Origin of the sequence: Mitsuaria sp. RG, from assembly GCF_028369275.1 — a bacterium.
Lineage (GTDB): Bacteria > Pseudomonadota > Gammaproteobacteria > Pseudomonadales > Pseudomonadaceae > Aquipseudomonas > Aquipseudomonas peradeniyensis.
Genome location: NZ_JAQMYQ010000007.1, coordinates 42483 through 61007 on the forward strand (window position 1 = coordinate 42483; position 18525 = coordinate 61007).

Annotated in this window: 15 protein-coding genes and 1 tRNA gene; 11 read left to right on the forward strand and 5 right to left on the reverse strand. The window is 66.3% G+C overall.

The window, feature by feature from the left end:
- Positions 1-79 precede the first annotated feature (79 nt).
- The 7 genes from fdnG (at position 80) to POF53_RS06160 (ending at position 9287) form a co-directional block, all read left to right on the forward strand.
- On the forward strand, positions 80-3148 hold the full coding sequence (gene fdnG / locus POF53_RS06130) for a formate dehydrogenase-N subunit alpha (protein WP_254464852.1): 3069 nt from the start codon (positions 80-82) through the stop codon (positions 3146-3148).
- Positions 3148-4098, forward strand: coding sequence for a formate dehydrogenase subunit beta (fdxH, locus tag POF53_RS06135; RefSeq protein ID WP_254464853.1), 951 nt, complete (start codon positions 3148-3150; stop codon positions 4096-4098). The genes fdnG and fdxH overlap by 1 nt, the downstream gene beginning before the upstream one ends.
- Positions 4095-4751 (forward strand): formate dehydrogenase subunit gamma, encoded by a 657-nt coding sequence (locus POF53_RS06140; RefSeq protein ID WP_203650023.1) that lies wholly within the window; start codon positions 4095-4097, stop codon positions 4749-4751. The genes fdxH and POF53_RS06140 overlap by 4 nt, the downstream gene beginning before the upstream one ends.
- A 4-nt stretch (positions 4752-4755) precedes the next feature.
- Positions 4756-5676: a formate dehydrogenase accessory protein FdhE gene (fdhE, locus tag POF53_RS06145; protein ID WP_498966830.1), complete on the forward strand. Its 921-nt coding sequence runs from the start codon at positions 4756-4758 to the stop codon at positions 5674-5676.
- Positions 5677-5838: 162 nt separating this feature from the next.
- Positions 5839-7266 carry an L-seryl-tRNA(Sec) selenium transferase gene (selA, locus tag POF53_RS06150; RefSeq protein WP_232857399.1) on the forward strand — a complete coding sequence of 476 codons (1428 nt, stop codon included), beginning with the start codon at positions 5839-5841 and terminating at the stop codon, positions 7264-7266.
- Positions 7221-9185: a selenocysteine-specific translation elongation factor gene (gene selB / locus POF53_RS06155; RefSeq protein WP_498966832.1), complete on the forward strand. Its 1965-nt coding sequence runs from the start codon at positions 7221-7223 to the stop codon at positions 9183-9185. The genes selA and selB overlap by 46 nt, the downstream gene beginning before the upstream one ends.
- A 6-nt stretch (positions 9186-9191) precedes the next feature.
- A tRNA-Sec gene (locus POF53_RS06160) sits at positions 9192-9287 on the forward strand.
- Positions 9288-9394: 107 nt separating this feature from the next.
- On the opposite strand, the gene POF53_RS06165 is transcribed toward POF53_RS06160, so the two are convergent.
- Entirely contained in the window at positions 9395-10384 is a 990-nt protein-coding gene (locus POF53_RS06165) for an asparaginase (protein WP_203650039.1), read from the reverse strand.
- 75 nt (positions 10385-10459) lie between these two features.
- Positions 10460-11902, reverse strand: a complete 1443-nt coding sequence (locus tag POF53_RS06170; protein WP_050703570.1) for an alanine/glycine:cation symporter family protein — start codon at positions 11900-11902, stop codon at positions 10460-10462.
- Positions 11903-12041: 139 nt separating this feature from the next.
- On the opposite strand from POF53_RS06170, the gene POF53_RS06175 reads away from it, so the two are divergent.
- On the forward strand, positions 12042-12896 hold the full coding sequence (locus tag POF53_RS06175; protein ID WP_498966834.1) for a helix-turn-helix domain-containing protein: 855 nt from the start codon (positions 12042-12044) through the stop codon (positions 12894-12896).
- A gap of 181 nt (positions 12897-13077) precedes the next feature.
- Here the strand turns inward: POF53_RS06175 and POF53_RS06180 are convergent, their stop codons facing one another.
- Positions 13078-13917, reverse strand: coding sequence for an alpha/beta fold hydrolase (locus POF53_RS06180; protein ID WP_498966836.1), 840 nt, complete (start codon positions 13915-13917; stop codon positions 13078-13080).
- A 181-nt stretch (positions 13918-14098) separates the two neighbouring features.
- Between POF53_RS06180 and POF53_RS06185 the strand changes: the two genes are divergently transcribed.
- Positions 14099-14983 (forward strand): sugar nucleotide-binding protein, encoded by an 885-nt coding sequence (locus tag POF53_RS06185; protein WP_028690262.1) that lies wholly within the window; start codon positions 14099-14101, stop codon positions 14981-14983.
- The gene (locus POF53_RS06190; protein ID WP_498966839.1) at positions 14976-15908 is read left to right on the forward strand and encodes an NAD-dependent epimerase/dehydratase family protein; all 933 of its coding nucleotides are present in this window, start codon (positions 14976-14978) and stop codon (positions 15906-15908) included. The genes POF53_RS06185 and POF53_RS06190 overlap by 8 nt, the downstream gene beginning before the upstream one ends.
- Positions 15909-16064: 156 nt before the next feature.
- On the opposite strand, the gene POF53_RS06195 is transcribed toward POF53_RS06190, so the two are convergent.
- The gene (locus POF53_RS06195; RefSeq protein WP_498966841.1) at positions 16065-16505 is read right to left on the reverse strand and encodes a winged helix-turn-helix transcriptional regulator; all 441 of its coding nucleotides are present in this window, start codon (positions 16503-16505) and stop codon (positions 16065-16067) included.
- A gap of 104 nt (positions 16506-16609) precedes the next feature.
- Between POF53_RS06195 and POF53_RS06200 the strand changes: the two genes are divergently transcribed.
- Complete coding sequence (locus POF53_RS06200) at positions 16610-17830, forward strand: MFS transporter (protein ID WP_203650047.1); 1221 nt, start codon at positions 16610-16612, stop codon at positions 17828-17830.
- Here the strand turns inward: POF53_RS06200 and POF53_RS06205 are convergent.
- Complete coding sequence (locus POF53_RS06205; RefSeq protein WP_028690266.1) at positions 17818-18501, reverse strand: OmpW/AlkL family protein; 684 nt, start codon at positions 18499-18501, stop codon at positions 17818-17820. The genes POF53_RS06200 and POF53_RS06205 overlap by 13 nt on opposite strands.
- Between the last annotated feature and the right edge of the window lie 24 nt (positions 18502-18525).

The following is an 18525-nucleotide window of genomic DNA, read 5'->3' on the forward strand; positions in this document are numbered from 1 at the left end:
TCTCTGTCCACCGCCACCGTGAAGTCCCTGAGGCGCCGGCCAAGTCCCGTGCGCCCGAGAACCTGATCAGGAGTGCACGATGGATCTCAACCGTCGGCAATTCTTCAAGGTCGCCGCCGTCGGCCTTGGAGGCTCGAGCCTCGCGGCGTTGGGCATGGCCCCGACACCCGCGTTCGCCGAGCAGGTGCGCCACTTCAAGCTGGCGCATACCAAAGAAACCCGTAACACCTGTCCTTACTGCTCGGTCGGCTGCGGCCTGATCATGTACAGCCAGGGTGACGCGGGCAAGAACGTCAAACAGAACATCATCCACATCGAGGGCGACGCGGACCATCCGGTCAACCGCGGCACCCTGTGCCCGAAAGGCGCTGGCCTGCTGGACTTTATCCACAGCCCCAGCCGCCTCAAGTACCCCGAGGTGCGCAAGCCGGGCAGCAGCGAGTGGACCCGCATCGACTGGGACGAAGCCCTCGATCGTGTCGCCGACCTGATGAAACAGGACCGCGACGCCAACTTCATCGAGAAGAATGCCCAGGGCCAGACGGTCAACCGCTGGCTCACCACGGGCTTTCTCGCCGCGTCCGCCGCTTCCAGCGAAGCGGGTTACATGACGCACAAGGTGATCCGTTCGCTGGGCATGCTGGGGTTCGATAACCAGGCGCGTGTCTGACACGGCCCGACGGTGGCAAGTCTTGCCCCGACGTATGGCCGTGGCGCGATGACCAATCACTGGTCTGATATCGCCAACGCAAACCTGGTCCTGGTGATGGGCGGCAACGCCGCTGAAGCGCACCCGTGCGGCTTCAAGTGGGTGACCGAAGCCAAGGCGCACAACAAGGCGCGGCTGATCGTGGTCGACCCGCGGTTCACCCGTACCGCCTCGGTGGCCGATTATTACGCGCCGATCCGTACCGGCAGCGACATCGCCTTCATGGGCGGGCTGATCAACTACCTGCTGAGCAACGACAAGATCCAGCACGAGTACGTGCGCAACTACACCGACGTGTCGTTCATCGTCAAAGAGAACTATGGCTTCGAGGACGGGCTGTTCAGCGGCTACGACGCGGCCAAGCGCGTGTACGCCGACAAGTCCGGCTGGGGCTACGAGCTGGGCGAGGACGGTTTCGCCAAGGTCGATCCGACCCTGCAGCACCCGCGTTGCGTCTACCAGCTGATGAAGCAGCACTACAGCCGCTACACGCCGGAGCTGGCGAGCATGACCTGCGGCATGCCCCAGGACCAGATGATGAAGATCTGGGAAGAGATCGCCACCTGCTCGGTGCCGGGCAAGACCATGACGATTCTCTACGCCTTGGGCTGGACCCAGCACTCCATCGGCGCGCAGATCATCCGCAGCGCGGCCATGGTGCAGTTGCTGCTGGGCAACGTCGGCATGCCGGGTGGCGGGGTCAACGCCCTGCGCGGTCACTCCAACATCCAGGGCCTGACTGACCTGGGGCTGCTGTCGAACTCGCTGCCGGGTTACCTGACCCTGGCCGGTGATGCCGAGCAGGACTACACCGCCTACATCGACAAGCGCGCCTCCAAACCGCTGCGCCCGGGGCAGCTGTCGTACTGGCAGAACTACGGCAAGTTCCACGTCAGCCTGATGAAGGCCTGGTACGGCGCTAACGCCACCGCCGCCAACAACTGGGGCTACGACTGGCTGCCCAAGCTCGACGTGCCGGCCTACGACGTGCTGCGCATGTTCGAGATGATGGGCCAGGGCAAGGTCAACGGCTACATGTGCCAGGGCTTCAACCCGATCGCCGCGCTGCCGGACAAGAACCGCGTCACCGCGGCCCTGGCCAAGCTCAAGTGGCTGGTGATCATGGACCCGCTGGCCACCGAGACCTCGGAGTTCTGGCGCAACGCCGGCCCGTTCAACGACGTCGACACCGCCAACATCCAGACCGAGGTGATCCGCCTGCCCACCACCTGCTTCGCCGAGGAGGACGGCTCGCTGGTCAACAGCAGCCGCTGGCTGCAGTGGCACTGGAAAGGCGCCGACGGTCCGGGCGAGACCCGTACCGACGTGCGCATCATGAGCGAGCTGTTCCTGCGCCTGCGCAAGCGCTATCAGGCCGAAGGCGGCGCCTACCCCGACCCGATGCTCAACATCAGTTGGCCGTACAAGGTGCCTGAAGAGCCTTCGCCCGAGGAGTTGGCCAAGGAGATGAACGGCTGGGCGGTCAGCGACCTCACCGACGCCACCGGTGCCACGCTCAAGGCCGGCCAGCAGCTGGCCGGCTTCGCCCAGATGAAGGACGACGGCAGCACCGCGTCCGGCTGCTGGATCTTCGCCGGCAGCTGGACCGAGCAGGGCAACCAGATGGCCCGGCGCGACAACAGCGACCCGTACGGCATGCACCAGGTGCAGAACTGGGCCTGGGCCTGGCCGGCCAACCGGCGCATCCTCTACAACCGTGCCTCCAGCGACCCGCAAGGCAAGCCGTGGGACCCGGAGAAGAAGCGCCTGGTGTGGTGGAACGGCAAGGCCTGGACCGGCACCGACGTGCCGGACTTCAAGGTCGACTCGCCACCGGAAGCGGGGATGAACCCGTTCATCATGAACCCCGAGGGCGTGGCGCGGTTCTTCGCCATCGACAAGATGGCCGAGGGGCCGTTCCCCGAGCACTACGAGCCGTTCGAGACGCCGATCGGCATCAACCCGCTGCATCCGCAGAACAAGAAGGCCACCAGCAACCCGGCCGGGCGGATCTTCGATTCGGTGTGGGACACCCTCGGCACCCACGACGAGTTCCCCCATGCGGCGACCACCTACCGGCTGACCGAGCACTTCCACTTCTGGAGCAAGCATTGCCGGCTCAACGCCATCGCCCAGCCCGAGCAGTTCGTCGAGATCGGCGAGGTGCTGGCGAACGAGAAGGGCATCAAGGCTGGCGACCGGGTGCGGGTATCGAGCAAGCGCGGACATATCGATGCGGTGGCGGTGGTGACCAAGCGGATCCGTCCGCTGCAGGTCAACAACCAGACCGTGCACCAGATCGGCATCCCGTTGCACTGGGGCTTCACCGGTGCCACCCGGCATGGCTACCTGACCAACACCCTGGTGCCGTTCCTCGGTGACGGCAACACGCAGACACCGGAGTCCAAGTCGTTCCTCGTCAAAGTGGAGAAACTCTGATGGCCAGCCAAGACATCATCGCCCGCTCGGCCACCACCACCGTACCGCCCTCGGTACGCCAGCAGCAGGAAGTCGCCAAGCTGATCGACACCACCAAGTGCATCGGCTGCAAGGCCTGCCAGGTGGCGTGCTCGGAATGGAACGAACTGCGTGACGAGGTCGGCCACAACCACGGCACCTACGACAACCCCCAGGACCTCAGCGCCGAGACGTGGACCCTGATGCGCTTCACCGAGCACGAGCGCGACGACGGCAACCTGGAGTGGCTGATCCGCAAGGACGGCTGCATGCACTGTGCCGAGCCAGGTTGCCTGAAGGCCTGCCCGAGCCCGGGGGCGATCATCAAGCACGCCAACGGTATCGTCGACTTCAACCAGGACCACTGCATCGGTTGCGGCTACTGCATCACCGGCTGCCCGTTCAACATCCCGCGCATCTCGCAGAAGGATCACAAGGCGTACAAGTGCACCCTGTGTTCCGACCGCGTGAGCGTGGGCCTGGAGCCGGCCTGCGTGAAGACCTGCCCGACCGGGGCGATCGTCTTCGGCAGCAAGGAGGAGATGAAGGTGCATGCCGACGAGCGCATCGTCGACCTGAAGTCGCGGGGATACGAGAACGCCGGGCTGTACGATCCGGATGGCGTCGGCGGCACCCATGTGATGTACGTGCTGCACCACGCCGACACGCCACGGATCTACGCCGGCCTGCCGGACCAACCGGTGATCAGCCCGCTGGTGGGGCTGTGGAAGGGCTTCAGCAAGCCGCTGGCGCTGCTGGCCATGGGCGCGGCGGTGCTGGCCGGGTTCTTCCACTATGTACGCGTGGGCCCGCAGCGGGTCGAGGAGGACGAACACCCGGCGCCTGTGGATAACACGGTCCACCCGGTGGACCCGGCGGTGCATGTCTATGATCCGAACCGCCCGGGCGGGCAGGGGGAGCAGCGGCCATGAACGACAACAAGCCTATCCTGCGCTACAACGCCAACGAGCGGAGCAACCACTGGGTCGTGGCGATCCTGTTCGTGCTGGCCGGCCTCTCGGGGCTGGCGCTGTTCCACCCGGCGCTGTTCTGGCTCAGCCACCTGTTCGGCGGCGGGCCGTGGACGCGGATCCTCCACCCGTTCATCGGCGTGGCCATGTTCGTGTTCTTCCTCGGGCTGGTGCTGCGCTTCTGGCGCGCCAACTTCATTACCGCTAACGACCGCCTGTGGCTGCGCCGCATCGACCGGGTGATGCTCAACAAGGAAGAGGGCGTGCCGCCGATCGGCAAGTACAACGCCGGGCAGAAGCTGCTGTTCTGGACCTTGCTGGCCTGCATGCTGGTGCTGCTGGTCAGCGGCGTGGTGATCTGGCGCGCGTACTTCAGCCATTGGTTCGGTATCGACGTCATTCGCCTGTCGGCGCTGCTGCATGCCCTGGCGGCGTTCGTGCTGATCCTCAGCATCATCGTGCACATCTATGCCGGGATCTGGATCAAGGGCTCGATCGGCGCCATGCTGCATGGCTGGGTCAGCCGCGCCTGGGCACGCAAGCACCATGAACTCTGGTACCGGGACGTGACCGGCGACAAGACGCCGCACAACCACGGTGGAAAAGAAGGATGACCGTTTGAGCACGATTCTCGAACCTGGGCAGATCGAAGCGTCGGCGGTAATGCCACCGTTTCTGCACCTGCCCGCCGCGCACCTTTTCGAGGTGCGCGCCGCCCGGCTGGAGCAACTGGCCGAGGGCAATGCCCTGGGCGATTACCTGCGGTTGATGGCACGGCTGTGCCGGATTCAGCAGCAGCTTGTGGATAACCCACCGGCCGGCCTGCCCGTGGCCGAGGAGCGCCGGCGCCTGTGCATAAGTCATGGCCTGCCGCCGCTGGCGGCCGACAGCCTGGTGCGTGAAGGGCCGTGGCTGGTCTGGTTGCAGGCGTTGCTCGAGCATTTTGCGGCGGAGCCTGATGGGCCGCTGGCGGACGCGCTGGGGACGTTGCGTGGCAGCGATGAGACGCAACGCAAAGGCTGGGGCATTGCCCTGCTCGGCGGCCAGTACGACGCAGTGCCGGCCGCGCTGGTGCCCTTTATCGGCGCCGCGTTGCAGGCGGCGTGGTCCAGCTGGCTGCTGGCTTTGCCTGCGCCTGAGCTCAAACCCGCCGGCAGCCTGGCCCAGTGCCCGGCCTGCGGCTCGCCGGCGATGGCCGGGGTGGTGCGCAATCGTGGCAAGCACAATGGCCTGCGCTACCTGGCCTGCTCGCTGTGTGCCTGCGAATGGCATGTGGTGCGGGTCAAGTGCGTGTACTGCGAGTCGAGCAAGGACCTGCGCTACAGCAACCTCGAGGATGACCGCCACGCGCCAGGCAAGGCGCCGCTGCGTGCCGAGTGCTGCCCGGGGTGCCAGAACTACCTCAAGCAGTGCTACCTGGAGAACGACGCTGCGGCCGAGCCGTTGGCCGATGACCTAGCGAGCCTGGCGCTGGACATGCGCCTGGACGTGGAGGGTTTCCATCGGTTGGCGCCGAACCTGCTGCTGGCGCCGGGGTAGGGGGTAATTGTCTACACTGCTACACCGAGTTGCCTTCTTCGCGGGACAAGCCCGCTCCTACAGGTACAGCGCTGGTTTCGACGCCAACGCGCTTCCTGTAGGAGCGGGCTTGCCCCGCGAAAGGGCCGGAACAGACAACGGATCAGTCAAAGGTAGTACCGAATGTCTTCAACCCTCGCCAGCGACACCCCACGCCTGCCCTCCATCGACACCCTGCTGCGCCACCCAGCCTGCGCCCCACTGATCGACCGCCACGGTCGTGACGCCACGCTGGCCGCCCTGCGCCAATTGCTCGACGACCTGCGCGAGCCTGCTCGCCTCGGCCAACTGAGTGCCGCCGAACTGACCGCCGAAGTTCTCCTGGGCCGAGCCGGCGAACGCCTGGCCATCCAGCAACGCAGCCAGGTACGTCGGGTGTTCAACCTCACCGGCACGGTGCTGCACACCAACCTCGGCCGGGCCTTGCTGCCCGAGGAAGCGGTCGACGCCATGCAGACCGCCGCCCGCTACCCGCTGAACCTGGAGTTCGACCTCAACACCGGCAAGCGCGGCGACCGCGACGACCTGATCGAAGGCCTGCTCCGTGAACTGACCGGCGCCGAGGCCGTCACGGTGGTCAACAACAACGCCGCCGCCGTGCTGCTGGCGCTCAACAGCCTGGGCGCACGCAAGGAAGGCATCATCTCCCGTGGCGAACTGATCGAGATCGGCGGCGCCTTCCGCATCCCCGACATCATGGCCCGCGCCGGCGTGAAGCTGCATGAGATCGGCACCACCAACCGCACCCACGCCCGCGACTACGAAGGCGCGATCAACCCGCGCACGGGGCTGCTGATGCGTGTGCACTGCAGCAACTACAGCATCCAGGGTTTCACTACCCAGGTGCCCACTGCGGAACTGGCGCGCATTGCCCATGCACATGAGCTGCCGCTGCTCGAAGACCTGGGCAGCGGCAGCCTGCTCGACCTGACCCGCTGGGGCCTGCCGGCCGAGCCGACCGTGCGTCAGGCCCTGACCGATGGGGCCGACATCGTCACTTTCAGTGGCGACAAGCTGCTCGGCGGGCCGCAGGCGGGGATCATCGTCGGGCGCAAGGAGCTGATCGCGAAGATCAAGAAGAACCCGCTCAAGCGTGCCCTGCGGGTGGACAAGATCACCCTCGCGGCGCTCGAAGCGGTGCTGGCGCTGTACCGCAATCCGGACCGCCTGGCCGAGCGCCTGCCGAGCCTGCGCCTGCTCACCCGGCCCCAGCCCGAAATTGCCGCCCAGGCCGAGCGCCTGGCGCCTGAACTGGCCGCGCGGCTGGGGGCGCAATGGGCAGTCAGCGTCGAACCAGCCCTGGGCATGATCGGCAGCGGCAGCCAACCTGTGGCGCGCCTGCCCAGCGCGGCCTTGTGCCTGCGTCCGCAGGTGTCGAAGAAACTGCGTGGGCGCAGCCTGCATGTACTGGAGCGGGCGCTGCGTGACCTGCCGGTGCCGGTACTGGGCCGCATCGACGACGATGCCCTGTGGCTCGACCTGCGCCAGCTGGACGACGAGGCCCAGTGGCTGGCGCAGCTGCCGAGGTTGCAACTGGGGCCAGTGCAGTGATCGTCGGTACCGCCGGCCACATCGACCACGGCAAGACCGCGCTGCTCCAGGCCCTGACCGGCCAGGCCGGCGACACGCGCCAGGAGGAGCGCGCCCGGGGCATGACCATCGACCTCGGCTACCGCTATGCCGCGCTGGCCGAAGGTGCTCCGCTGACGGGTTTCATCGATGTGCCCGGCCATGAGCGTTTTATCCACAACATGCTCGCCGGCGCCCATGGCATTGATCTGGTGCTGCTGGTGGTCGCCGCCGACGACGGGGTGATGCCGCAGACCCGCGAGCACTTGTCGATCATCGAGTTGCTGGGCATTCCCCAGGCGCTGGTAGTCATCAGCAAGTGCGACCGGGTCGAGCCGCAACGCTTGGCCGAAGTCCAGGCGCAAGTCATCACGCTGCTGGCGCCCGGGCCATACGCCGGGGTACCGCAGTTCCCGGTGTCGAGCCTGAGTGGCGAGGGTATCGACGCCTTGCGCGAAGCGTTGCTGGCCGCCGAGGCCCAGGTGCGTCGACGCAGTGTGCGGGGCGGATTCCGCCTGGCCGTGGACCGCGCCTTCGCGGTGTCCGGGGCGGGCGTGGTGGTCACCGGGACGGCCCTGGCCGGGCAGGTCAGCGCCGGTGACACGCTGTTGCTGGGCAAGGCCGGCAAGCCGGTGCGGGTGCGTGGCCTGCATGCGCAGAACCAGGCGGCGCTGGTGGCCGAGGCCGGGCAGCGGGTCGCGTTGAACATCAGCGCTGAACGGCTGGCGGCAGAGCAGGTGCACCGGGGCGACTGGCTGGTGCCGCAGTGGCTGCATGCACCGAGCGTGCGGGTCGATATCGATTTCACCTTGCTGCCGGGCGAGACCCGGACGTTCGAGCATTTCAGCGCGGTGCATGTGCACCTGGGGACCCAGGATGTCACGGCCCGTGTTGCGTTGTTGGAGGGTGAACGGCTCGGCGCCGGCCAGCGCATGTTCGCCCAGTTGCTGCTCAACGCGCCGTTGCAGGCGGTGCATGGCGATCGGCTGGTGCTGCGCGACCAGCGCGCCCAGCGCACCCTCGGCGGTGGCCGCGTGCTCGATCCCTTTGCGCCGAGCCGACAGCGACGCAGCGAGGTACGCCTGCGCCAGCTGCAGGTACTGCGTGATGTCACTGAACTGGAGCAGGCCCTGCCGGCGTTGCTCGAAACTGCACCCGGCGGGCTCGATCCGCAGCGCCTCGAGCGCCAGTTCAACCGTCTGCGCGAGACCTGGCAGTTGCCGGAGGATGTGCAGGTTATCGCCACCCGCCAGGGCCAGTTGCTGTTCTCACGCCAGCAGTGGCATTCACTCAAGCAGCAGGTGCTGGCGCGGCTGGCGCAGTTCCATGAACAGGAGCCCGACCAGCTTGGCCCGGACCGCGACCGCCTGCGCCGCTTTACCGCGATGCCGCTGGAGCGTCCGGCGTTTGTCAGCCTGCTGGATGAGCTGCTGGGCGAAGGGGGGATCAGCAGCAGTGGTCCGTGGCTGCATCTGCCTGGGCACAAGGTTCAGTTGAGCGAAGCCGATACTGCACTGTGGGAGCGCTTGCTGCCGCGCTTGCTGGCGGGTGAGTTCGATCCGCCCTGGGTGCGTACGCTGGCTGCCGAGGAGCGCTGCGAGGAGGCCGAGGTGCGCCTGCTGCTGCGCAAGCTCGCCCGCCTGGGCCTGTTGCACCAGGTGGTGCGTGACCTGTTCTACCCGGAGGTGACGCTAAGGCGCATGGCAGAGCTGTTGTTGCAGCAGGCCGAGGCATCGCCGATAGTGCAGGTTGCGGCGTTTCGCGATATGTTGGGCATCGGTCGCAAGCGCAGTGTGCAGATACTCGAGTACTTCGACCGCGTTGGCCTGACCCGGCGGGTCGGCGACCAGCGGCATATCCGCGTCGACAGCGCCCTGGCCCAGTTGCAACGCGGGCCCTGATTTCAAGGAAGGCAATCGCGCCCGGTGGCGCGGCCGGGCTTCAAACCCGGTTGGGGACGGCAGCCGTTCCCGGGCAGGTTCGACTCCCGCTGCCTTCCGCCACTTTTCCAGATGCTGAAACGATCGCGGGGCAAGCCCGCTCCCACGATGCCCTGGGCAGGCTTGTGGGAGCGGGCTTGCCCCGCGATGGCGAACGGAAGATCTACAGGTCAGGCGCGCTCGCCGCACAGGTCCAGCGCGAACCAGTGCTCCGCCGCCTGCACATCCAGCCCCGCGCCCAGCAACGCAAACAGCTTGCCCAGCGCGGCCTCGCGGGTCATGCCACCGCCACTGACAAGTCCGGTGTCACGCAGCCGGCTGCCAGCGGCATAGGTGTCGAACACCACCGAACCTTCCGGACACTGGCTGATGGCGACAATCATCACCCCGCCCTGACGGGCGTCATGCAGGACATCGAGCAGCGCCTGGTCGTCGGACGGCCCGGTACCACTGCCATAGCACTCCAGCACCAGCCCCTGGATACCGCTGTCGAACAAACCACGCAGGTGCTCGGCAGCCAGGCCCGGGAACACCGGCATGACCGCCAGCTTGACCGTCTGGCGCGGCTGGCGATAGTCCAGGCGGGCCGGCAGTTCTGGAGCGCGCTCGCCGTCACGGTGGCGGGGCAGCACGGTGAAGGCGTCGAACGCCTCGCTGCGCAGCTTCGAAGCGCGGCAGCCGTGCAGCAACTGACCGTGGAAGTACAGCTGCACGCCGTCCTCCAGGCCGTTTTCGAACAGGTTCAGGGCTCCGACAAGGTTGGCCCAGGCATCGCTGTCCGGCGCGCCGGCCGGCAGCATGGAACCGGTCAACAGCACCGGCGCCGGCAAACCCAGCAGCAGGAACGACAGGGCCGCGGCGCTGTAGGCCAAAGTATCGGTGCCATGCAGCACCAGCACGCCATCGTGGCCGTCACGCTCGACCGCCTCGACGATGGCGTCGCGCATCGCCAGCCAGTTGGCCTGTTGCATGTTGGCGCTGTCGATCAGCGGGTTCAGCTCACGCAGCGACCAGTGCACCTTCGGCGCATCGCCGCAGGCGGCGAAATGTTCGCGCATGCGCGTTTCAAAGCCACCGGCCGGCGCGAGGCCTTCGGCGGTCTGCAACATGCCGATGGTGCCACCGGTATAGAGGACGAGAAGATTCTTGACTGCACGCATGGGAATTTTCCGTAGCGATGTAGCGAAAGAAAGGGCAGCCGCCCACGGACGGGGCGGCTGGGGCAGGGGAGAATATCAGCGCTGAGCGTGCGCCTGAACGGCGGCTTTGTCAGTGGCTGTTTCAGCCTGCGGATTGGCCGGCCAGGCGGCACGGTCCAGGTCCAGGTCGGTGAACTTGCTGGAGTCGAACACCGGCTGCTTGATACCGGCCTTGCGCTGTGCGTCGTAGTCGCGCATGACGCGCAGGCCGACCTTGAACAGCATGGCCAGGGCGATCAGGTTGACGAACGCCAGGCAGGTCATGGTGATGTCGGCGAAGGCGAACACGGTCGACAGGTCCTGCGTCGAACCCCACACCACCAGCGCCAGCACCAGGCCGCGGAAGGTCATCAGCACGGCGCGGTTGCGGCTGAGGAACTGCAGGCTGTTCTCGCCCAGGTAGTAGTTGTAGAGAATGCAGGTGAAGACGAACAGCGACAGCGCGACGCTGACGAACACGCGGCCCCAGTCACCGACCACGGCGGCCAGCGAGTTCTGGGTCAGGACGATGCCGTCACCTTCGAAGCCCGGGGTGTAGAAGCCCGACAGCAGGATCAGCAGCGCGGTGCAGGTGCAGATCACGAAGGTGTCGAGGAACACGCTGAAGGCCTGGACCACGCCCTGGGCGCCAGGGTGTTTCACGGCGGCCACGGCGGCGACGTTCGGCGCGCTGCCCAGGCCTGCTTCGTTGGCGAACACGCCACGCTTCACGCCCATGACGATGGCGCTGCCCAGCAGGCCAGCGAACGCAGGGTCGAGGCCGAAGGCGCTCTTGAAGATGGTTTCCAGCATGGCCGGGACGTGTTCGATCTGGGTGCCGATCACGTACAGGGTCACGCCGATGTAGGCCAGGGTCTTGACCGGTACCAGCAGATCGGACACCGCGGCGATGCGCTTGATGCCGCCGATGAAGGTCAGGGCCAGCAGGGCTGCCAGGACGATACCGGTGTGCTTCGGATCGAAGGCAAAGGCGTTCTGCAGCGAGTGGGTCACGGTGTACGACTGCAGGCCGATGAAGGCGAAGCCGTAGGTGACCAGCAGCAGGATCGAGAACACGATCGCCATGCTTTTCAGCTTCAGGCCGTGCTGGATGTAGTACGCCGGGCCGCCGCGGTACAGGCCGTCGCCATCGGCGCGCTTGTAGACCTGGGCCAGGGTGCACTCGAAGAAGCTGCTGGACATGCCCACCAGCGCGGTGACCCACATCCAGAACACGGCGCCCGGACCGCCGAGGGTCACGGCGATACCGACACCAGCGATGTTACCGGCGCCGACACGGCCGGCCAGGCTCAGCATCAGGGCCTGGAACGAGCTCAGTTGGCCTGCCTGGCCGCGAAGGGATTCCTTGAAGACACCGAACATATGGCCGAAATGGCGGAACTGGACGAACCGCGAGCGGATCGTGAAGTAACTGCCGAGACCGACAATCAGCACGATGAGAAGCTTCCCCGAAAGGAAATCGTTGAGTGCTTCGAGCATTGGGAAATGACCTCGATTCTTATTCTTCGCGTGGAAAGACCAGCGGGCGGCAGGCGCACCGCTTTTCATTGGGGGCGCATGGTTGGCTATGACAACTGTGGTTACAATTTCGCGGGTTGCTCCATTTTGGTGCGACTTGATGCTAGAATGGCGTCACTCGCATCATCCGGACCCGCGCATCATGGGCGATCACTTCGCTATCAACCTCAAATTGGCCTGCAGTCACTACCGCTCTATCTCCGAGGTTTGCCGGCAGCTGTCGATCAATCGCGCGCAGTTCAACAAGTACCTGAGCGGCCAGAGCCGCCCGACGGCCTACAACCTCAAGCGCATCGGCGACTTCTTCGGCGTCGAGGATTACGAGCTGGGTCTGCCGCCCGAGCAGTTCGCCCGCTTGATCGGCGCACGCAACCAGGATCAGCGGGTCGGCTTCCAGGACGACCCGATCAGCGAACTGTTCAAGCCGCTGCATAAAGAAGCCGGCAACCTGTCGCGCTATTGCGGCTATTACTTCGAATACTCCAACTGCATGTCGGTGCCGGGCTCGATCCTGGTGTCGCTGGTGCACCTGTGGGAGGAGCGCGGCAGCTTTTTGTTCGAGCGCCAGGAACGCCAGGAGCGCAGCAGCGGCCTGGACCAGCACGCCGAGGTGCGTTGTCGCTACCTCGGCGCGGCGTTCCAGCTGCAGGACCGGATGTTCCTGATCGACTACGAGTCGCTCACCCTCAACGAGATGAGCCAGACCGTCCTCATTCCCAGCTTCAAGAGCCGCATCAGCCGCCTGAACGGCCTCAAGACCGGGGTCTCCAGCGGTGACCGGCGCAATCCGGCGTGCACCCGGGTGGTGTGGGAATACCTGGGCGAGGAGATCAACCGCATCAACGCCTTCCGGCAGATCAAGCTGTACCGCCCGGACGATCCGCGCATCGACGACGACATCCGCGACCGGTTGAGCGCGGGGATGGTCAGCAACGGGTTGTTCGAGATCGAATAGCCATGTCGCACAGGGAGCCATGATTGCGCGGCCAGCGCGCATCCTGTGGGAGCGGCTTTAGCCGCGAAGCAAGCGACGCGGTGTATGGCACCGGCTTCGCCGGTGTTCGCGGCTAAAGCCGCTCCCACAGGTCCCTGCTAAATCAGTAATTCATGTGCAGATCCATGAAAAGCGGGCAGGACTAGTCGAGAATGAACGCCGCCACCGCATCGGCCACCTGGTCCGCCACCTCGGGCCGGTCGCGCAGGTGCGCGGCGATGCCGTGGTCGCAGTCGGTGAGCATCAGGCATTCCACATGGGGCGCCGGCACCGAGCGCAGCAAGGCGTGGGTGACCTCCTCGGGAATCGGGCTGTAGCGCTCGACGCCCGCCAGCCGCCGGGTACCGGCCGAGGTGCCGGGCCCCTGGCCGTGGACCCTGGAGTTGAGCCCGTCGTACTCGCCGATCACCAGCAGCACTCGGCCCTGGAACTGGCGCAGAAAGGCATAGCTGTCGCAGTCGAGGAAGGCAAAAGGCTTGCGGATGGCCTCGCTGAAGGCCGGCCCGAAGGGCGCGGCATGGGCCGCGTCGGGGTAGACCGCCGGGCAGATCAGCACCAGCTTGCGCACGCTGGGGCGCAGGGCGGCCAGCTTCAGGGCGATGGCGGCGCCCAGGCTATGGCCGACCAGGGTGTCGCTGCGCGCGTCCAGATGCCGGTGAAAGCGTAGGGCCTCCTGCAGGTTGCTGGCCAGCGAGGCGTCCTTCGCCCCGGGCTCGCTGGCCAGGCTATGGCCGGAGAGGTTGCCGGTCAGCGAGCCGATGCCCTGCTGCTGGAGACGGTAGAGCAACGGGTTGAGGCGGGTGAAGTCGGAGCGTGCGCCGCCGACCACGAAGACCGTGGGGGCACGTTCGGCGTCTGGCAGCAGCAGGCGCGCCTGCTGGCGATAGTCGGCAAAATTTTCGTCGATGAACCGCTCCGGGCCGGGCGCGGGCTCGTCGAATTGCCAGCTGGCGCGTTGTGCAGAGTTCAGTTCGGCATCCATGTTGATCTCCTTGAACAGGCCTGGCGCAGTATAAGTAGCTGTCGGCAAAGGCGGAATACCGCCCCGACCGGTGCCAATCGGTATGCGGCGCGCGCCAGGCCTTGCCTGGGTTGGACTTCCTCTGCCGGAAACAGCAAAATGAACCCTTTCCTCCATCGACCAGACCGGACCTGTTGACTCTATGCGTATGCGCCTGATGCTGTTGGGTGGTGGCAATGCCCTCGGGCAAGCGCTGATTCGTCTCGGGGCCGAGGAAGACATCGCCTTCCTGGCGCCTCGCCCGCCGGAAAACGGCTGGGATCCGGCCAGCCTGACCCTGCTGCTCGACGAGCAACGTCCGCACGCCGTGGTCAACCTGGCCTATTATTTCGACTGGTTCCAGGCCGAGTCCGTCAGCGAGCAACGCCTGGCCCAGCAGGAGCGGGCGGTGGAGCGACTCGCCGAGCTGTGCCAGCACCACGAGATGATCCTTGTGCAACCGTCCAGCTACCGTGTGTTTGACGGCTCGCGCGCCACTGCCTACAGCGAGAAGGACGAGCCGGTGCCGCTCGGCCTGCGCGGCCAGGCGCTCTGGCGCATCGAGCAGAGCGTGCGCGCCACCTGTCCACAGCATGTGCTGCTGCGCTTCGGTTGGCTGCTTGACGAAAGCATCGACGGCGCGCTCGGGCGCTTCCTGACCCGCGCCGAACAGCCCCAGGAACTGCTGCTGGCCGATGACCGGCGCGGCAACCCGACGCCGGTGGATGATGCCGCGCGGGTGATCCTCTCGGTGCTCAAGCAGCTCGATTGCCAGGCGCCGCTGTGGGGCACCTACCACTATGCTGGCAACGAGGCCACCACGCCGCTGGTGCTGGGCCAGGCGATCCTCACCGAGGCCACCCAGTGGCGCAAGCTGGCCGTGCAGGCGCCGACCGCCCAGGCCCACGCCGCCCGCCCGGATGCCAGCGAGGAGCCGCAGCACGCGGTGCTGGCCTGCAAGAAGATCCTTCACACCTTCGGCATCAAGCCCCGCGCCTGGCGCGCCGGCTTGCCGCCCCTACTGGACCGATTCTACCGACATGGCTGACGCCCCCATCCTGATCACCGGCGGTGCCGGCTTTATTGGCTCCCACCTGTGCGATGCGTTGCTGGAGAAAGGCTACGCGGTGCGTATCCTCGACGACCTGTCGACCGGCAAGCGCAGCAACCTGCAGCTCGGCCATCCGCGCCTGGAGCTGCTCGAAGGCGATGTCGCCGACGCCGCCCTGGTGGCCCGTGCCGCCAATGGTTGCCAGGCAGTGGTGCACCTGGCTGCGGTGGCCTCGGTGCAGGCCTCGGTGGAAAACCCGGTGAAGACCCACCAGAGCAATTTCATCGGCACGCTCAACGTCTGCGAGGCGATGCGCCTGAATGGCATCCGTCGCGTATTGTTCGCCTCCAGTGCGGCGGTGTACGGCAACAATGGCGAGGGCCAGTCGATTGCCGAGGACACGCCCAAGGCACCGTTGACCCCCTATGCGGTGGACAAGCTGGCCAGCGAGCAGTACCTGGACTTCTACCGCCGCCAGCATGGGCTGGAGCCGGTGGTGTTCCGCTTCTTCAATATCTTCGGGCCGCGCCAGGATCCTTCCTCGCCGTATTCGGGGGTGATCAGCATCTTCTGCGAGCGCGCCACCCGGGGTGCGCCGATCACCGTGTTCGGTGATGGCGAGCAGACCCGCGACTTCCTGTTCGTCGGCGATCTGGTTCAGGTGATGGTGCAGGCGCTTGAACAGCCGGTGGTGGAGGAGGGCGCGGTGAATATCGGCCTGAACCAGGCGACTTCGCTGAACCAGCTGCTCAGGGCGCTGGAGCAGGTGGTGGGCGGTTTGCCGGCGGTCAGCTACGCTCAGGCCCGCTCGGGCGATATCCGCCATTCGCGGGCGGACAATGCGCGCTTGCTGGCGCGTTTCGCGTTCCCTGAGCCGACGCCGTTCGTCGAGGGGCTGGCGCGGTTGCTCGGCAAGGCCTGAATCTCTATTGCATGTAGGAGCGGCCTTGTGCCGCGAAAGGGCTGCAAAGCAGCCCCCAGCGATATCGAATGATGCTGGGATCCCGAGGCCGCTACGCGCCCTTTCGCGGCACAAGGCCGCTCCTACAGGGATCGTGCATGGCAGGTGGAGCAGGCATCACGAATGCCGGACCACCTGCCGCCGGCAATCCTCCGGCGCCACCTCCCGCCCATCCCGGGCCCGTACCTGCAGCGTCTCCAGCCCTTGGCCACGATCATCGACCAGCTGCGAGCGTGACTCCCCCGCTGTGAACAGGTAGCGCTCCCCCCACTGGCGCAAGCCGATCACGATCGGAAACACCGAGCGCCCCCGTTCGGTCAGCACATATTCCTTGTAGGCGCTGCCATCCGAAGCCGGCTGCTGCACCAGCAGTTCCGCCTCCACCAGCAGCTTCAAGCGCGAAGCGAGGATGTTCTTCGCCAGCCCCAGGTTTTTCTGGAACTCGCTGAAACGGCGCAGGCCATCGAAGGCATCGCGCAGGATCATCAGCGCCCAGCGGTCGCCGAGCACCTCCAAGGCGCGGGCCACGGGGCATTGCTGGTTGTTCTCGTCGAGCATGGCGCGATCCTTGAGTGTCTGTCTGGTTGCAGAATAAAACCACATTTGCTAGAAATCCAGTCAGATGGTTTTAAATTGAAACCAGAATTGAAAGGGAGTCTTCGATGTCGACGCTCACCCGTGGATTGACGTTGTTGTTGGCCGCTGCCTGCGCCCTGGCCGTGGCCACGGTGTATCTCGCCCAGCCGCTGCTGGAGTCGATGGCGGCGAGCCTTGGGGTGAGCAGCGCCCGCTCCGGCCTGGTAGTGGGGATGACCCAGGCCGGCTATGCCTTGGGGCTGGTGCTGATCGTGCCACTCGGGGACCTGGTCGATCGCAAGCGGCTGATCCTCGGCCAGTTGCTGGTCTCGTCCGGCGCCTTGCTGGCCGTAGCCTTTACCGTGGACTGGGCCGTGCTGCTGGCCGCAATGGCCCTGGTCGGCCTAGCCGCGGTGGTGGTGCAGGTGATGGTGGCGCATGCCGCCACATTGGCCTCGCCCGCCGAACAAGGGCAGGCGGTGGGCACGGTGACCAGCGGCGTGGTGCTGGGCATCCTCTCGGCGCGTCTGATATCGGGCGCAGTGGCTGACCTGTTCGGCTGGCAGGGTGTCTATGCGGTGGCGGCGGGACTGGCGCTGGCAATGGCGGGGCTGCTCGCCTGGCGCTTGCCTGCCGCCAGGCCGCAGGGGCCAGGGCAGCGCTATGGGGCGTTACTGGCATCGGTGCTGCGGCTGTATCGACATGACCGCCTGCTGCGCCAGCGCGGCCTGTTCGCGGTGCTGGTGTTCGCGGCGTTCAGCGTGCTGTGGAGCGCGATGGTGCTACCCTTGAGCGCCGCGCCACTGGCGCTGGACCATACGCAGGTCGGGTTGTTCGGCCTGGCCGGTGTGGCGGGAGCGCTGGCGGCAGCACGTGCCGGACGCCTGGCCGATCAGGGGCATGCGCGGCGGGTGAGCGGCTGGGCACTGGGCCTGCTGACGCTGTCGTGGCTACCCATCGCCTACCTCGAGCAGTCATTGCTGGCATTGGTGATCGGGATACTGATGCTGGACCTGGCTGTGCAGGCGGTGCACGTGACCAACCAGAGTGTGCTGCTGGCGGGGCGCGGCGAGATGGCCAGCCGGCTGGTCGGCGCCTACATGTGCTGTTATTCGCTCGGCAGCGGGGTGGGAGCGGTCGTGGCGACCTGGGTGTACGGGCAGTGGGGCTGGGTGGCGGTGTGCGGCTTGGGGGCGGGGATAAGCGCGCTAGCCTGGGGCTATTGGGGGTATCTCTGGAGCATCGAGACGATGCGCGGCGCGCCCGCTCCAGTCGGAGCAGGCGCGCCTGCGGATCAGAACTTGTAGCCGATACCGACCATGTAGACCCACGGATCGACATCGACGTCGACCTTGGTCTTGCCCACGCCCAAGGCGCTCGGGCCGTCGATGCTGGCCTTGGTGTCGATGTCGACGTACCAGACCGCGGCGTTGAGCAGCAGGTTGTCGGTGAGCATGTAGTCCATGCCCAGCTGGCCGGCGATGCCGACCGAGTCCTTCAGCTTCATGTTGCTGAAGCCCTGGGCCTTGCGGTCGCTGGTCAGGTCTTCATCGAAGAACATCGTGTAGTTGATGCCCACGCCGGCGTACGGCTGGAACTTCGAGGACGGCGCCATCGGGTAGTACTGCAGCGACAGGGTCGGCGGCAGTTGCTTGATGTCGGCCAGCTTGCCGTCCAGGCCAGGGCCGAGGCCCTTGACGCCGACTTTGTGCTGGAACGGGGTGGCGGCCAGCAGCTCGAGACCAATGTGGTCGGTGAGCATGTAGGCGAAGGCCAGGCCCAGCTGGGTGTCGCTGTCCAGGGTCGCCTTGGTGCCCGAGACCTTGGCGCCGTCGAGCTTGATGTCGCCGCTGTTCTCGTTGGGCGCGGTGGTGATGGCGCCGGCGCGGAGGATGAAATCCCCCGCCTGGTGGGCGTGGGCGACAGGGGCTGCAAGCGCCAACGCGACGAGCGAGGCACCGAGCAAGGACTTGTTCATGGAAGCTCCCAGAGGACGTGAGTA

Bases quoted from the DNA above. Each gene is read 5' to 3' on its own strand.
- fdxH (WP_254464853.1), top strand. From the start codon at position 3,148: ATGGCCAGCCAAGACATCATCGCCCGCTCGGCCACCACCACCGTACCG.
- POF53_RS06140 (WP_203650023.1), top strand. From the start codon at position 4,095: ATGAACGACAACAAGCCTATCCTGCGCTACAACGCCAACGAGCGGAGC.
- selA (WP_232857399.1), top strand. From the start codon at position 5,839: ATGTCTTCAACCCTCGCCAGCGACACCCCACGCCTGCCCTCCATCGAC.
- POF53_RS06165 (WP_203650039.1), bottom strand. From the start codon at position 10,384: ATGCGTGCAGTCAAGAATCTTCTCGTCCTCTATACCGGTGGCACCATC.
- POF53_RS06170 (WP_050703570.1), bottom strand. From the start codon at position 11,902: ATGCTCGAAGCACTCAACGATTTCCTTTCGGGGAAGCTTCTCATCGTG.
- POF53_RS06175 (WP_498966834.1), top strand. From the start codon at position 12,042: ATGCTAGAATGGCGTCACTCGCATCATCCGGACCCGCGCATCATGGGC.
- POF53_RS06180 (WP_498966836.1), bottom strand. From the start codon at position 13,917: ATGGATGCCGAACTGAACTCTGCACAACGCGCCAGCTGGCAATTCGAC.
- POF53_RS06185 (WP_028690262.1), top strand. From the start codon at position 14,099: ATGCGTATGCGCCTGATGCTGTTGGGTGGTGGCAATGCCCTCGGGCAA.
- POF53_RS06190 (WP_498966839.1), top strand. From the start codon at position 14,976: ATGGCTGACGCCCCCATCCTGATCACCGGCGGTGCCGGCTTTATTGGC.
- POF53_RS06195 (WP_498966841.1), bottom strand. From the start codon at position 16,505: ATGCTCGACGAGAACAACCAGCAATGCCCCGTGGCCCGCGCCTTGGAG.
- POF53_RS06200 (WP_203650047.1), top strand. From the start codon at position 16,610: ATGTCGACGCTCACCCGTGGATTGACGTTGTTGTTGGCCGCTGCCTGC.
- POF53_RS06205 (WP_028690266.1), bottom strand. From the start codon at position 18,501: ATGAACAAGTCCTTGCTCGGTGCCTCGCTCGTCGCGTTGGCGCTTGCA.